Annotated in this window: 12 protein-coding genes; 7 read left to right on the forward strand and 5 right to left on the reverse strand. The window is 65.7% G+C overall.

The window, feature by feature from the left end; all coding sequences use genetic code 11:
• The first annotated feature begins 24 nt into the window (after window positions 1–24).
• From glpX to C8348_RS05585, 6 genes are all read left to right on the forward strand, one after another.
• Window positions 25–1,023 carry a class II fructose-bisphosphatase gene (gene glpX / locus C8348_RS05560; protein WP_106752279.1) on the forward strand — a complete coding sequence of 333 codons (999 nt, stop codon included), beginning with the start codon at window positions 25–27 and terminating at the stop codon, window positions 1,021–1,023.
• A 108-nt stretch (window positions 1,024–1,131) separates the two neighbouring features.
• Window positions 1,132–2,940: a single-stranded-DNA-specific exonuclease RecJ gene (gene recJ, locus C8348_RS05565; RefSeq protein ID WP_106752280.1), complete on the forward strand. Its 1,809-nt coding sequence runs from the start codon at window positions 1,132–1,134 to the stop codon at window positions 2,938–2,940.
• Between the two features lie 338 nt (window positions 2,941–3,278).
• Window positions 3,279–3,488, forward strand: a complete 210-nt coding sequence (locus C8348_RS05570; RefSeq protein ID WP_106752281.1) for a hypothetical protein — start codon at window positions 3,279–3,281, stop codon at window positions 3,486–3,488.
• A gap of 102 nt (window positions 3,489–3,590) precedes the next feature.
• Window positions 3,591–4,484, forward strand: coding sequence for a nitrilase-related carbon-nitrogen hydrolase (locus tag C8348_RS05575; RefSeq protein ID WP_106752282.1), 894 nt, complete (start codon window positions 3,591–3,593; stop codon window positions 4,482–4,484).
• Window positions 4,485–4,756: 272 nt separating this feature from the next.
• A complete protein-coding gene (locus tag C8348_RS05580; RefSeq protein ID WP_244293941.1) occupies window positions 4,757–5,245 on the forward strand; it encodes an NUDIX hydrolase in 489 nt (162 codons plus the stop codon).
• Between the two features lie 91 nt (window positions 5,246–5,336).
• Entirely contained in the window at window positions 5,337–6,818 is a 1,482-nt protein-coding gene (locus C8348_RS05585; protein ID WP_106752284.1) for an inorganic phosphate transporter, read from the forward strand.
• Between the two features lie 4 nt (window positions 6,819–6,822).
• On the opposite strand, the gene C8348_RS05590 is transcribed toward C8348_RS05585, so the two are convergent.
• From C8348_RS05590 to C8348_RS21900, 5 genes are all read right to left on the reverse strand, one after another.
• On the reverse strand, window positions 6,823–7,383 hold the full coding sequence (locus tag C8348_RS05590; protein WP_106752285.1) for a sarcosine oxidase subunit gamma: 561 nt from the start codon (window positions 7,381–7,383) through the stop codon (window positions 6,823–6,825).
• Entirely contained in the window at window positions 7,376–10,399 is a 3,024-nt protein-coding gene (locus C8348_RS05595; RefSeq protein ID WP_106752286.1) for a sarcosine oxidase subunit alpha family protein, read from the reverse strand. Before C8348_RS05595 ends, C8348_RS05590 begins: the two co-directional genes overlap by 8 nt.
• Entirely contained in the window at window positions 10,399–10,716 is a 318-nt protein-coding gene (locus tag C8348_RS05600) for a sarcosine oxidase subunit delta (protein WP_106752287.1), read from the reverse strand. The genes C8348_RS05595 and C8348_RS05600 overlap by 1 nt, the downstream gene beginning before the upstream one ends.
• Window positions 10,717–10,837: 121 nt before the next feature.
• Entirely contained in the window at window positions 10,838–12,091 is a 1,254-nt protein-coding gene (locus tag C8348_RS05605; RefSeq protein WP_106752288.1) for a sarcosine oxidase subunit beta family protein, read from the reverse strand.
• Window positions 12,088–12,345 carry a hypothetical protein gene (locus tag C8348_RS21900; protein ID WP_157950387.1) on the reverse strand — a complete coding sequence of 86 codons (258 nt, stop codon included), beginning with the start codon at window positions 12,343–12,345 and terminating at the stop codon, window positions 12,088–12,090. Before C8348_RS21900 ends, C8348_RS05605 begins: the two co-directional genes overlap by 4 nt.
• Window positions 12,346–13,407: 1,062 nt before the next feature.
• Here C8348_RS21900 and C8348_RS05610 point away from each other — a divergent pair.
• The gene (locus C8348_RS05610) at window positions 13,408–13,836 is read left to right on the forward strand and encodes a MarR family winged helix-turn-helix transcriptional regulator (RefSeq protein ID WP_106752289.1); all 429 of its coding nucleotides are present in this window, start codon (window positions 13,408–13,410) and stop codon (window positions 13,834–13,836) included.
• Window positions 13,837–13,838 lie beyond the last annotated feature (2 nt).

Consider the following 13,838-nt stretch of genomic DNA (forward strand, 5'->3'; position numbering starts at 1 on the left):
TGCTTGAGGATTTGGGGGACATCGATGTCGAAAAAGGAAGCCGCAGCGGCCCAGAGCGCCCTGGATCGTATCCTGACGCTGGAACTTGCTCGTGTCACCGAACGGGCTGCCGTTTCGGCTGCACGCCTGCGTGGCCATGGCGATGAAATGGCGGCCGACCAGGCTGCCGTGGACGCCATGCGCCGCGAGCTGAACAACCTGCCGATCGACGGCACGGTGGTGATCGGCGAAGGCGAGCGCGACGAAGCCCCGATGCTCTACATCGGCGAGAACGTCGGCACCAAGCAGGGCCCGCGCGTCGACATCGCCCTCGACCCGCTCGAAGGCACCACCATCTGCGCCAAGAACCTGCCGAACTCCCTGGCAGTCATCGCCATGGCGCCGGAAGGCGGGCTCCTGAACGCACCCGACAGCTACATGGAAAAGATCGCCATCGGACCGGGCTACCCGGCCGGTATCATCGATCTCGACCTGCCGATCGCCGAGAACCTCGCTGCGGTCGCCAAGGCCAAGGGCGTCAAGGTGCATGAGGTGACCGCCTGCGTGCTCGACCGTCCGCGCCATGCCCGCCTGATCGAGGAAATCCGCGCCACCGGCGCTGCGATCCGCCTCATCGGCGATGGCGACGTGGCCGGCGTCATCCACACCACCGATCCGGAAGAAACCGGCATCGACCTCTATGCCGGCATCGGCGGTGCGCCGGAAGGCGTGCTGGCAGCCGCTGCGCTGCGCTGCATCGGCGGCCAGATGCAGGGCCGTCTGGTCATCACCCGCGACGAGCAGGTCGAGCGCGCCCACCGCATGGGCATCTCCGACATCAAGCGCAAGTACCAACTCGAAGAGATGGCCTGCGGCGACGTGCTGTTTGCCGCCACCGGCGTGACCGATGGCAACTTCCTGCAGGGCGTGCGCTTCGGCCGTCACCACATCACCACCCACACCGTGGTGATGCGCTCCTCGACCGGCACGGTGCGCTACATCAAGGCCCAGCACACGCAGCTCGAGAAGTTCCACCTCGACTGAGAAGATCCGGAGGACGGGCGGCCACATGGGCGCCCGTCGTACTGGACAGTCCGGATGGCGGGCAGCCCCCGGCGTGCCCGTCATGATTGAAAGAGAGTGAGCACGGCCATGTCGGTCGAAGACAGTCGGCGGCTCGTGCTTGGCGTCACCCGCTCCGCCAACGGCCAAATCTGGCGCGAGCGCCAGACCCGGGCGCAGAGCCTGATTTCCATGGCGATGGCGCAGCGGCTCGGGCTGCCAGATGTGCTGGCCCGTGTCATGGCCGGGCGCGACGTCGGACTTGAGGACGCGGAAGGCTTTCTTGATCCGACCCTTAAGGCGCTGATGCCGGATCCGTCCGGGCTGGTCGACATGGACCGCGCCGTGGCCCGCATCGCCGACGCGGTCGAGGCTGGCGTCTCCATCGCCATCTTCGGCGACTATGACGTGGACGGGGCCACCTCATCGGCCTTGCTGGCGCGCTACCTGCGCGCCCTCGGCCTCACTCCGGCCATCCATATCCCCGACCGCATCATCGAAGGCTATGGCCCCAATGGCCCGGCGATTGAGGCGCTGTACCAGGGCGGCGCAAGGCTGCTCGTCACCGTCGACTGCGGCAGCACCTCCTTCGAGGCCTTCGAGACCGCCCAGCGGCTCGGCCTTGATGTGGTGGTCATTGACCATCACCAGTGCGGCGTCGAACTGCCCGCCGTTGCCGCCCTCGTTAATCCCAACCGTCAGGATGACCTGTCGGGGCAGGGGCATCTGGCCGCCGTCGGGGTAACCTTCCTCTTCCTCGTCGGCCTTAACCGCGAGCTGCGCCGCCGCGGCGCGTTCCAGACCCGGCAGGCTCCCGATCTGCTGGCACTCCTCGATCTCGTCGCACTTGGCACCGTCTGCGATGTGGTGCCGTTGAAGGGGCTCAACCGGGCCTATGTCACCAAGGGACTGATCGCCATGCATGGCCGGGGCAATCCCGGCCTGTCGGCGCTGAGCGATGTCGCCCGGGTGGGCGGCAAGCCGGCCGCCTATCACCTCGGTTTCCTCATCGGGCCGCGCATCAACGCCGGCGGACGCATCGGCGATGCGGCGCTTGGCGCGCGGCTGCTGACGACCCTCGATGACACCGAAGCCCGCGCCATCGCCGAGCGGCTCAACGCGCTCAATGCCGAGCGCCAGGCCATGGAAGCGATCATGCTCGAGGAGGGCGACGCGCAGGCGGTGATCAAGATCGCCAACGAGGACCCCGCCGTGCTGCTCACCGGTTCCGATGGCTGGCACCCCGGCATTGTCGGGCTGATTGCCTCGCGCCTGAAGGAAGCCCATCGCCGCCCTGCCTTTGCCATTGCCTATGACGAGACTGGCAAGGGCACCGGGTCCGGCCGCTCCATCGCCGGTGTCGATCTCGGTCGGGCGGTGCGCAAGGCGGTGGAGGAGGGGCTTCTGGAAAAGGGCGGCGGCCACGCCATGGCAGCCGGCCTCACGGTGCGCCGCGAGCGCGAGGCCGAGCTGTCCGCCTTCTTCAACGACATGTTGAAGCAAGACGTCGAAGTGGCTGCCTCGAATCGCGAATTGAAGATTGACGCTGCCCTGACAGCTGGCGGGGCGACGCTGGATCTGGTCAATGGTCTGGAGCGCGCCGGGCCCTATGGCGCCGGTCATCCCGAGCCGGTCTTTGCCTTCCCCGCACACCGGATTTCCTTCGCCGATGTGGTCGGCAACGGCCATGTCCGGGCGACCCTTGCCGGAGCGGACGGCCAGACCCTCAAGGGCATTGCCTTCAAGGCGGCCGAGAAGCCTTTCGGCGAAGCGCTGCTCGCCTCGCGCGGCCGGCCGATGCACGTCGCCGGCGTCCTGTCGCTCGACACCTGGCAGGGCGCGGAACGAGTGCAACTGCGCATCCTCGATGTCGCCGACCCGCAGAAGAACCCCTTGTAAAGCCGACTGCTGACAAACCCTCTGTTGTCACCCCGGCCGAGCAACGCGAGAGCCGGGGTCTACTCGTTTGCAGAGCAGCAGAGTGGTTTGAGGAGCTGCAGAATGCCAAGACGCCGGCATGTCTCTACTGACGCAATGCAACGGCCGCATCACCGCTCTGGAAGCGAGTAGGCCCCGGGTCTCCGCTGCGCTGCGCCCGGGGTGACTCTGAACGAGAACGGACAGTCCGGGGTCCGGACAGCAGGCCGCCCCTTGTAAGGTTTACCGCCGTTAACCATGTCGCAACATCCTGCCGCTAGTCTTCATCTTGTCGCTGAAGGAATCGGCGGGGGGAGAACATGGCTGCTCAGGACGAGGTGAAGGCGATCTTCGCAGAACTCGACCGGTCAACGGACCGCGCTCTTGCGGGCCTGTACCGTGTACGTGCAGATGCCATGCTTGACCGCCCCGAAACACCATCCCCCATGATCCCGCTCATTGCCGAAGCCGGGCTCGTCTTTGGCCTTGCTGCCATGCTGGTGCAACTCGGTCTTTCTGTCAGCAACTGACCCTTTTCCGCTTTCCCATTCGTCCCATCTTGGCCACACTGCGCGCCTGTTGAGGCGGAGCTGGACGTTCATGTCCGCCGTCCGGATCTTGCAAGGTGTGTCATGGCCGAGTTTCCGATTGCCCTGTGTTCCCTGAATCTCGGGTTCGCTCCCGCTTTGCCCGAAGCCTATGTCGCGGCGATTGACCAGCGCATGGCGCGGGCAAAGGCCGATGGCGCGCGTCTCCTGATGCTGCCGGAATACTGCATCGAGGCCTGCCTTGCCTTTCGCCCGGAGGCCCTGGAGCCCACGGCGGAAATGGCCTTTCTGTCCGAGGTTGCCGTCGCCATCGAGCCGCAGCTTGCCGCTCTGGCTGCGCGTCACGGCCTTTCGCTTCTGGCCGGGTCGATGCCGTGGCCACATGAAGGGGGAGGGCACACCAACCGCGCGATCTTCTTCACCCCCGATGGCTGCCGCCATGTTCACGACAAGCTGTCGCTGACCCCGTTCGAGAAAGCGCCCGAACCCTGGGTGCTGACGCCGGGCCGGAAGCTGACTGTGTTCGAAGTCGAGGGCGTGCGCATCGCCATGCTGATTTGCCTCGATGTGGAAATGCCGGCGCTGTCGTGCCTGCTCGCGAAAGAGCACCTCGACCTGCTGCTCGTCCCTTCCATGACCGGCAAACTCTCCGGCTATCACCGCGTCTATGATTGCGCCAAGGCAAGGGCGGTGGAGCTTCTGACCTCGGTTGCCCTCTGTGGCTGTACCGGCGTTGCCACGGGCACGACGCAGAACGACACCAACTTCTCGGGAGCCGCGCTCTATGTCCCTTGCGAGGCCGAACTCGGTTACACCGGCACGGCCGTGAGCCTGACGCCCACGGGTGGCGAGAAGGGTGAAGAGCCCTATGTGGTGGTTCATCCCCCGATTGACGCGGTTCGCCGCATGCGCGCTGGCGCCGCCGAGGTCTGGCCCGGTGCCTGGAGCGCGGCCGGGATCGAGATCTGTCGCCAATAGACAGGGCGTTAATAAGCCAGCTAAAGATTGTGCATTGGTTGCCAGACACAGTTGCCAATTCACAACTCATTTGAGGTTTCGGCGCTTGTTTAACGCAAAAGCCGGATTTCAGCCGTATTCTGTCTCTAGCTACCTTGACAGGCGGTTCATATGAACGTTTTTCAAGTGTAATGATGCTCAAATGAGCGGGTGTTTCGCCGCGAGCATTTTCCTCTTTTTTATCGGAAGCGTGTGCCATGACGGACGCCCCGCTTTCATACCCGGACCCGGTTGTGACGTCCCGTTCGCCGCTGCACCGCCTTTGGCTGGCTTTGCGCGCGATATTCCTGCGTCCGGCCCGGTTGCAGATCGCGGCCCTGTGCTATCGGGTGCGTGATGGCCGTCGTGAAGTCCTGCTGGTTTCCTCGCGCGGCACGGGCCGCTGGATCCTGCCCAAGGGCTGGCCGTTGCTGGACCGGGCCTCCGAGCGCACGGCAGAAGTCGAGGCTTTCGAGGAGGCCGGTGTGATCGGCCGCGTTCGGCGCCTGCCTTATGCAAGGATCCGCTCCACCAAGGGTCTCGACAGCGGCTTGCGTGTCCCCACCGACGTTCTGGTCTATCTGCTCAAGGCGGAAGCTCAGGCGGAGGAGTATCCGGAACGCGGCGAACGCGAATTGCGCTGGCTGCCGGTCGAAGACGCCGCAAGCCTTGCCGACGAAGCCGATGTTGCCCGGCTTCTTACCCGCATGTGCCGTGACGTCACGATCTGGTCGCAGACATAATCAATAACGGAAGCGGCGCATCGGGGCCGTACATGTCCGGCAGAAGCTCCGTATCGGCGGGCATGTTCGGGAGGCCAACAGGCGGCACCACGTGAAGACAGACCAGAAGTCGATCCTCGACAAGGATCTCGACAAGCTCACCTATATCGAGGACGCCGCCGGCTACACGGGCCGCAAGCTTGTGGCGCCTGGCCTTGCCTTCCTGTTTCTGGTGTTCTGCGCTGTCTTCGCCATCGCCTATGTGCCGAACTTGCAAGGTGGCATCCTCATCATTACCGCCGCTGCAGTCGGCGGCTACATGGCGATCAACATCGGCGCCAACGATGTTGCCAACAACGTCGGCCCGGCCGTCGGGGCGCGGGCGTTGAGCCTGCCAGCGGCTCTCATCATGGCCGCGGTCTGTGAAAGTGCGGGTGCGCTGATTGCCGGCGGCGACGTGATCAAGACCATTTCTGCCGGTATCATCACTCCTCTCGACGCCGAAACCCCGGATGACTTCGCGCTGGTGATGCTCTCGGCGCTGCTGGCCGCTGGCCTCTGGCTGAACTTTGCCACCTGGATTGGCGCGCCGATTTCGACGACCCAGTCGATTGTCGGCGGTGTCCTGGGCGGGGCAATTGCCGGGCTCGGCTTCGGGCCGGTAAACTGGTCGGTGGTCAGCTTCATCATGGCGGGCTGGCTTGCCTCGCCGTTGCTGAGCGCCGTGCTTGCCGCTGCGATCCTCGCTTTCATCCGCAGCAAGGTTGTCTATCAGTTCGACAAGATCGATGCGGCCCGGCGTTGGGTGCCACGGCTGATCGGCGTGATGGCCGGCACATTCGCCACCTATCTGACCTTCAAGGGGCTGTCCCGTGTTGTGGCGCTCGAACTCGGGCATGCCTTGCTGGCCGGCCTGATTGTCGGCGTTGCTGCCCATGCGCTTGTCCGGCCCGTCATCGCGCGCCAGGCCGTCGGGCTCGAAAATCGCAACCAGTCCGTCCGTCAGTTGTTTGCCTGGCCGCTGATCGGCGCGGCGGCGCTGCTGTCCTTTGCCCATGGCGCCAATGATGTTGCCAATGCGGTCGGTCCGGTTGCCGCCATCGCCCATGCGCTTGGATCCGGCGCAATCAGTGAAGTGGTGCGCATTCCGCTCTGGGTGATGGCCATCGGAGCCGTGGGGATTTCCCTAGGGCTGATCCTCTTCGGCCCACGCCTGATCCGCCTCGTCGGCCAGCAGATCACCAAGCTCAACCCGATGCGTGCCTATTGCATTGCGCTGGCAACAGGATTCACGGTGATCCTTGCGTCGGCACTCGGATTGCCTGTCAGCACAACGCATGTGGCGGTTGGCGCCGTGTTTGGCGTCGGGTTCTTTCGTGAGTGGGAAACACAGCGCGTCGGATATCGGGCCGACGCTTCCTCCGGCAAGGCCGGCATGCGGCTGCGCCCGATCCGCAGCCGTGAAGAGCAGAAGCGGCGCCTTCTGGTGCGCCGCTCCCATGTGATGACAATTCTTGCAGCCTGGATGGTAACAGTTCCGGCGGCAGCCGTGATTGCCGGGCTGGTGCACTTCGTTCTTGCCGCAATCTTCTGAGGCGTCAGGCGGTCGACAGTTCCCGGGCGGCGTCCAGAAGATGCTCCAGCACATAGGGCTGGAAGCTGCGCCAGCATTCCAGCACGAACTGGTCCTCTGCCTTGCGCCACAGGATCACCTCGGCCTTGTGGCAGAGCGTGCGCGTGACCATGCCGACGGGGAAGGCGGGCAGCGCCAGATCGATCGGCACGCCGGCGTTCAGCAGCCAGGCCGCGCGCGGACCGCTCACCAGCACCGCATCCTGCCGGTGCGAGATGTCGGTGACGGAAGCCGCCAGCCCGGCGACCGCGGCGTTGACGGCGGCCTCGAAGGCCTCCAGCTCGGCCTCGGGGGCCAGCAGCAGCCACTCATCCGGCCCGAGCCAAAGGGCAACCTTGCCTGCGCCAGTGGCCGCCGACAGCGGAGCCTGCGGCAGGGCAAAGCCCAGCGCGCCGGCGACTGCGGCCTGCGCCTCGGCGCGGCCACGGAACGACAGGCGGGCGAGGGGAGCGGTCTTCTGGATGCTGACCGCGTCCTGGCGCAGCACCGGCGCCAGGCTAGCTGCGGGGGTGTAGATCTCAGCCATTGAGACGGGTTCCTTCTGGGTCATACATCACGGGGTCAACCACCTTCACCGGGACCGCGCCGGCCGGCATCGGCACGTTCAGCACTTCGCCGTGGCGGGCGCGCCCGTCCTTGACGATGGCGAGTGCAATGGTCCGCCCGAGCGCCTCGCTCCAGTAGGCCGAGGTCACATGGCCCAGCGCCGGGGTGCCCTTGGCCGGATTGGCCTCGGCGGTGATCTGCGCCCCTTCTTCCAGCATTTGCTTCGGGTCGACCGGCAGGAGGCCGACGACCTGCTTGCGGCCCTTGGCGACGAGGTCCGGACGCGACAGCGAGCGCTTGCCGACGAAATCGAACTTCTTCTTGCCGATGGCCCAGTCGAGCCCGGCGTCATCGGGCGTCACCGTGCCGTCGGTCTCCTGGCCGATGATGATGTAGCCCTTCTCGGCGCGCAGCACATGCATGGTCTCGGTGCCGTAGACACAGCCGCCCTGCTTCACCACTTCCGCGTTGATCAGCTCCCACACCTTGGCGCCATGGCGCGCCGGCACGTTCACTTCAAAGCCGAGTTCGCCCGTGAAGCTCACCCGGAACAGGCGGCAGGGCAGGCCGGCGAAGCGGCCCGAGGCGACGCTCATGTGCGGGAAGGCCGCGTTGGAGAGGTCGATGCCTTCGACGAAGGGGGCAATCACCTCGCGCGCCTTCGGGCCCTGCACCGCAATCACCGCATATTGCTCGGTGGTCGAGGTAATCCAGACGTCGAGATCCGGCCATTCGGTCTGGAGGAAATCCTCCATCATGGCAAAGACCCGCGCCGCGCCGCCCGTGGTGGTGGTGACGTGGAACCGGTCATCGGCGAGCCGCCCGACGACGCCGTCATCAATGATGTAGCCGGCCTCGTTGAGCAGCACCGCATAGCGGCAGCGGCCGGGCTTCAGGCCTTTCCACGGGTTGGTATAGAAGCGCTCGAGGAATTCGGCCGCGTCCTTGCCCACCACCTCGATCTTGCCGAGCGTCGAGGCGTCGAACTGGCCGACCGACTGCCGCGTGACGCGGCATTCGCGCGCCACGGCCGCATGCATGTCCTCGGAGCCTTGTGGGAAGTACCAGGTGCGCTTCCACTGGCCGACATCCTCGAAGACGCCGCCCTTCGCCACCACCCAGTCATGTGACGGCGTGCGCCGCACCGGGTCGAAGGCATCGCCGCGCGAGGAGCCGGCAAAGGTGCCGAAGGTCGTCGGCGAATAGGGCAGGCGGAACGTGGTGAGACCCACCTGCGGCAGCGGCGCGCCCAGCGCGCCCGAGGCAATCGCCAGTGCGTTCATGTTGGACAGGCGGCCTTGGTCGGTCGCCATGCCGGTGGTCGTGTAGCGCTTGATATGCTCGATCGACATCATGCCTTCGCGCACTGCCAGCTGCACGTCCTTGGCGGTCACGTCGTTCTGGTAGTCGACAAAGGCCTTCACCCGGCCGGCGTTGCGGTCATGCGGCAGCGCGCCGAGATACCCGCCCGTCGAGGCTTCGCCGCCTGTAGCCGTGAGCCGTCCACCCTTGCGCGCGGCACCGGTTGCGGCCTCCGCCGCCTGTTCACCGGCGGCATAGCCGTCCTCCAGCACCGCCGCCAGACCGTTCACCCCCCGGCAGCTGCCGGCAGAGCGTTCCCGCTGCACGCTGGCGCCGGGCAGGAACGCCTCATGCTCGGCATTCCACACGACCTTGCCGCGCGACTGCGAATAGAGGCTGACCGAAGGCGTCCAGCCGGAGGACATCAGGATGGCGTCGCAGGTCACATCGCCCGCAGAGACCACGCTGCCGTCATTGCGCAGCCGGCCGAGCATCGCCTTCGACACCCTGAGCCGCCCGCTGGTGCCGGTGACGACGCAGGCCGCCTCGACCCGGATGCCCCGGCGTGCGGCCGCCTCGCGCAGAGGCTCCGGCGGAGTGGCGCGCATGTCGGCAATCGCCACCACCTCGACCCCGGCATCTGCCAGATCGAAGGCAGCAGCCCAGGCGCTGTCGCAGGCGGTCGTCACCAGCACCCGGCGGCCGGCGGCGGCGCCATAGCGGTTGAGATAGGTGCGGCCGGCGCTGGCCAGCAGGATGCCGGGACGGTCGTTCTCCGGGAACACCATCGGCCGCTCATGCGCTCCGGCGGCAATGACCACTTGCCTGGCCCGCACCTGCCACATGCGCTCGCGCGGCAGGTTTGCATCCGGCTGTGCCAGATGGTCGGTGACGCGCTCGGCCAGCGCGATGAAGTTCTGGACGAAATAGCCAAATGCAGTCGTGCGTGGCAGCAGCGTCACGTTGTCCCGCTGAGCGAGCGTCGCCAGCGTGGCGGCGACCCAGTCGGCGGCCGGCAGGCCCTCGATGGTGGAGCCCGTTTCGCTGAGCAGCGAGCCGCCCATTTCCGCCTGCTCGTCGCACAGGATCACCCGCGCGCCCGTCTCGCTGGCCGAGAGCGCAGCCGCCAGACCCGCCGGACCGGAGCCGATGACCAGCACGTCGCAATGGGCATAGAGGTTGGCATAGTGATCCGGATCGGCCAGCTTTGGCGGCTTGCCGAGACCGGCGGCAGCGCGGATCACCGGCTCATAGACCTTGTCCCAGAACGCCTTCGGCCACATGAAGGTCTTGTAGTAGAAACCGGCCGGGAACAGCGGCGACAGCACGTCATTGATCGCCCCGACGTCGAAATCGAGCGAGGGATAGCGGTTCTGGCTGATCGCCATCAGGCCTTCGTAGACCTCCACCTGCGTCGCGCGCAGGTTCGGGGTCTGGTCGCCGTGCCGGTAGACGCCGACAAGCGCGTTCGGCTCTTCCGATCCGGCCGTCAGGATGCCGCGCGGGCGGTGATACTTGAACGAGCGGCCGACGAGATGCACGCCGTTGGCAATCAGCGCGGAGGCGAGCGTGTCGCCCGGATGCGCCTGCATCACCTTGCCGTCAAAGCTGAACTGAAGCGTCCGCGACCGGTCGATGCGGCCGCCATGGGCCAGGCGGGTGCTCTGGGTTGAATTCTGGCTATGGGCGCTCATCAGCGGGCGTCCTTTTCCTGGGAGGCGCGGGCAAGGGCGTCGAGGTCGGGCTTGGGTTCGCCAGCCTTGTAGGTGCAGACGAACTTGTCGCTGACCGTGTCGCGCACGGCGTTGAAGAAGCGGCCGCAGCCATGGGCATGGCGCCAGCGTTCGGCATAAAGCCCGCGCGTGTTGGTGCGCATGTAGAGGAACTGGGCCCATTCCTCGTCATTGAGCTGCGAGGGATCGGCGGGGCGGGCGATATGCGCCTCGCCGCCGTAGCGGAACTCGGTCTCGGGCCGTTCGACGCCGCAATAGGGACAGGAAATCAGCAGCATGGCGAAGCCTCTAGATCACGATGAATGTTGGTTGAGGCGACCAACATTCATCGTGATCGCATCTAACAGGTTGGAGCATGAGGTTTTCCGAAAACCGCTACGCACTTTTCGGCCTCATGCTCTAGTGAGCCACGGCGGCCGCGGCCGCCTCGTCGATCAGCCGTCCGGTGCGGAACCGGTCGAGCGAGAAGGGGGCATTGACCGGATGCGGCGCTCCGGTCGCAATGGTGTGGGCAAAGACATGGCCCGAGCCCGGCGTGGCCTTGAAGCCGCCCGTGCCCCAGCCGCAGTTGAGATAAAGGCCCGGCACCGGCGTCAGGCCGATGATCGGCGAACGGTCGGGCGTGTTGTCAACGATGCCGCCCCAGTTGCGCAGCATGCGCATGCGGCGGAACATCGGGAACAGCTCGCAGATGGCGTCGAGCGTGTGCGTGGTGATGTGCAGGCCACCGGCCTGGGAATAGGACACGAACTGGTCCGTGCCCGCGCCGATCACCAGCTCGCCCTTGTCCGACTGGGAGATGTAGGCGTGGATCGTGTTCGACATGACCACGCAAGGGAAGGCCGGCTTCACCGGCTCCGACACCAGCGCCTGCAGCGGATTGGATTCCAGCGGCAGCTTCAGCCCGGCCATCGCCATGACGACGGAGGTGTTGCCGGCGGCGACGCAGCCGATCTTCTTGGCGCCGATGAAACCGCGTGTCGTCTCGACGCCCGTCACCTCGCCCGTCGGGGCCCGGCGGATGCCGGTGACGGCGCAGTTTTGAATGATGTCGACGCCCATGGCACTTGCGCCGCGCGCGTAGCCCCAGGCGACCGCGTCATGCCGCGCCGTGCCGCCGACGCGCTGCAGCGCCGCGCCCATCACCGGATAGCGGATGTTCTTGTCGATGTTGAGCGGCGGGCAGAATTCCTTGGCTTCCTCGGCGCTCAGCCACTCGTTGGTGACGCCGGCCAGCCGGTTGGCATGGATGTGGCGCTTGAACACCTGGATGTCATGCACCGTATGCGCCAGCATCATCACGCCGCGCTGCGAATACATGACGTTGTAGTTCAGCTCCTGCGACAGCCCGTCCCACAGATCGAGCGCGTGCTGGTAGAGCCTGGCGCTCTCCTCCCAGAGATAGTTGGAGCGCACGATGGTGGTGTTGCGGCCCGTGTTGCCGCCGCCAAGCCAGCCCTTGTCGAGCACGGCGACATTGGTGATGCCATGCACCTTGGCCAGATAATAGGCGGTGGCGAGGCCATGGCCGCCTGCGCCGATGATGATCACATCATAGGCCGGCTTCGGCTCGGGCGAACGCCACTGCCGGCCCCAGTTCTTGTGGGCGCTGAAGGCGTTTTTCGCCACTTCGAGGAAGGAATAGCGCGTCATGGCCGCCGCTTTTGCCCCTGGTCTGATGCCGTGAATGGATCCTGCCAGCTCTCCGGCACCGTGTGCGGCAGCTGACAAGGCAGGGTGCCATCATCGCCAACCCTGCCGTCAAGGGGGCTTTCTGATCGGTCAGCCGATGGTCTGAATCCGACATGCTGCGTCGCAGAAGAAGAAAGTGTCGCCGACACCAGCCGCTGGTTCCACGCAGCCACTTCAACGCTTTCGTCATGCCATGGCTCGTCCATGGCATCCATGCCGTGCCCTCTCCACTCAGGAAGCGCCTGCGTGGCTTACGTCCCCAGCGCCACATGGTCCGCACCGCCACGGCATGGATGCCATGATCAAGTCATGGCATGACGAAGCAGACGGGAGAGCCAGCGGCCCATCCTCACGACCATTCCTCACCGCTTTCGTCATGCCATGGCTCGTCAATGGCATCCATGCCGTTCCCTCTCCACTCAGGAAGCGCCTGCGTTGCTGACGCCACCCACGCTGCATGGCCCGCACCGCCACGGCATGGATGCCATGATCAAGTCATGGCATGACGAAGGAGAGGGGAGGGCCAGCGGCCCATCCCCACGACCAAACTTTCCGTTTTCGTCATGCCATGGCCCGACCATGGCATCCATGCCGTGCCCTCTCCACCCGGGGAGCGTCTGCGTTGCTGACACCCCCGGCGCCGCATGGCCCGCACCGCAACGGCATGGATGCCATGATCAAGTCATGGCATGACGAAGGAGAGGGTTTGACGGAAGAGAGGGGAGGCCCTACTGCCCGCAACACGCGCCGCGCCGCCGCAACGGCCTATCCTCACGACCAAACTTTCCGTTTTCGTCATGCCATGGCTCGTCCATGGCATCCATGCCGTTCCCTTTCCACCCGGGGAACGTCTGCGTGGCCCGCACCGCCACCCAAGCCGCATGTCCCGCGCCGCCACGGCATGGATGCCATGATCAAGTCATGGCATGACGAAGGAGAGGGTTTGACGGACGAGAGGGGAGGCCCTTCTGCCCGCAACACGCGCCGCGCCGCCGCAACGGCCCATCCCCACGACCATTCCTCACCGCTTTCGTCATGCCATGGCTCGTCCATGGCATCCATGCCGTGCCCTCTCCACCCGGGGAGCGTCTGCGTGGCATACGCCCCCGGCGCCGCATGGTCCGCACCGCAACGGCATGGATGCCATGATCAAGTCATGGCATGACGAAAGAGAGGGTTTGACGAAGGAGAGGGGAGGGCCGGAATCCAAAGACGGGCATGGCTTGAAAACGTCGCCTCAATCATGTTAGTTAGGCAAACTAACAAAAGGCCATATCATGGATCTCGAGGAAAGCCTGCGCTGCCTGCAGTGGCACATGTGGTTCCGCTGGCGCGAAGAATCGCGCCGCAGCGGGTCCATGGAGCTGACGCCGAACGAGCTGGATTATCTCTATGCGCTGCTGGGCGCCGGCCGGCCGATCCGTCTGGGCGAGCTGGCCGCCCGCATGCAGGTGACGCCCGCCTCGGCCAGCGCCATGGTGCGCAAGCTGGAAGTGCGCGGCTACATCAGCCGCAGTGCGAGCGGCGAGGATGCCCGCTCGGTGCTTCTTGCACCCACGCCGAAATGTCAGGCGCTGGAGGCGGAGGAACAGACGATCTACGCCGACACTGCGTCACGCCTTGCCGCCATGCTCGAGCCGCAAGAGCTGGCTGAACTCTCCCGCCTTCTCGCCAAGGCGCGGGGCAATCTGACGACCGATTATTGAGA

The sequence above is a fragment of the Pannonibacter carbonis genome (assembly GCF_003012935.1).
GTDB classification, from domain to species: domain Bacteria; phylum Pseudomonadota; class Alphaproteobacteria; order Rhizobiales; family Stappiaceae; genus Pannonibacter; species Pannonibacter carbonis.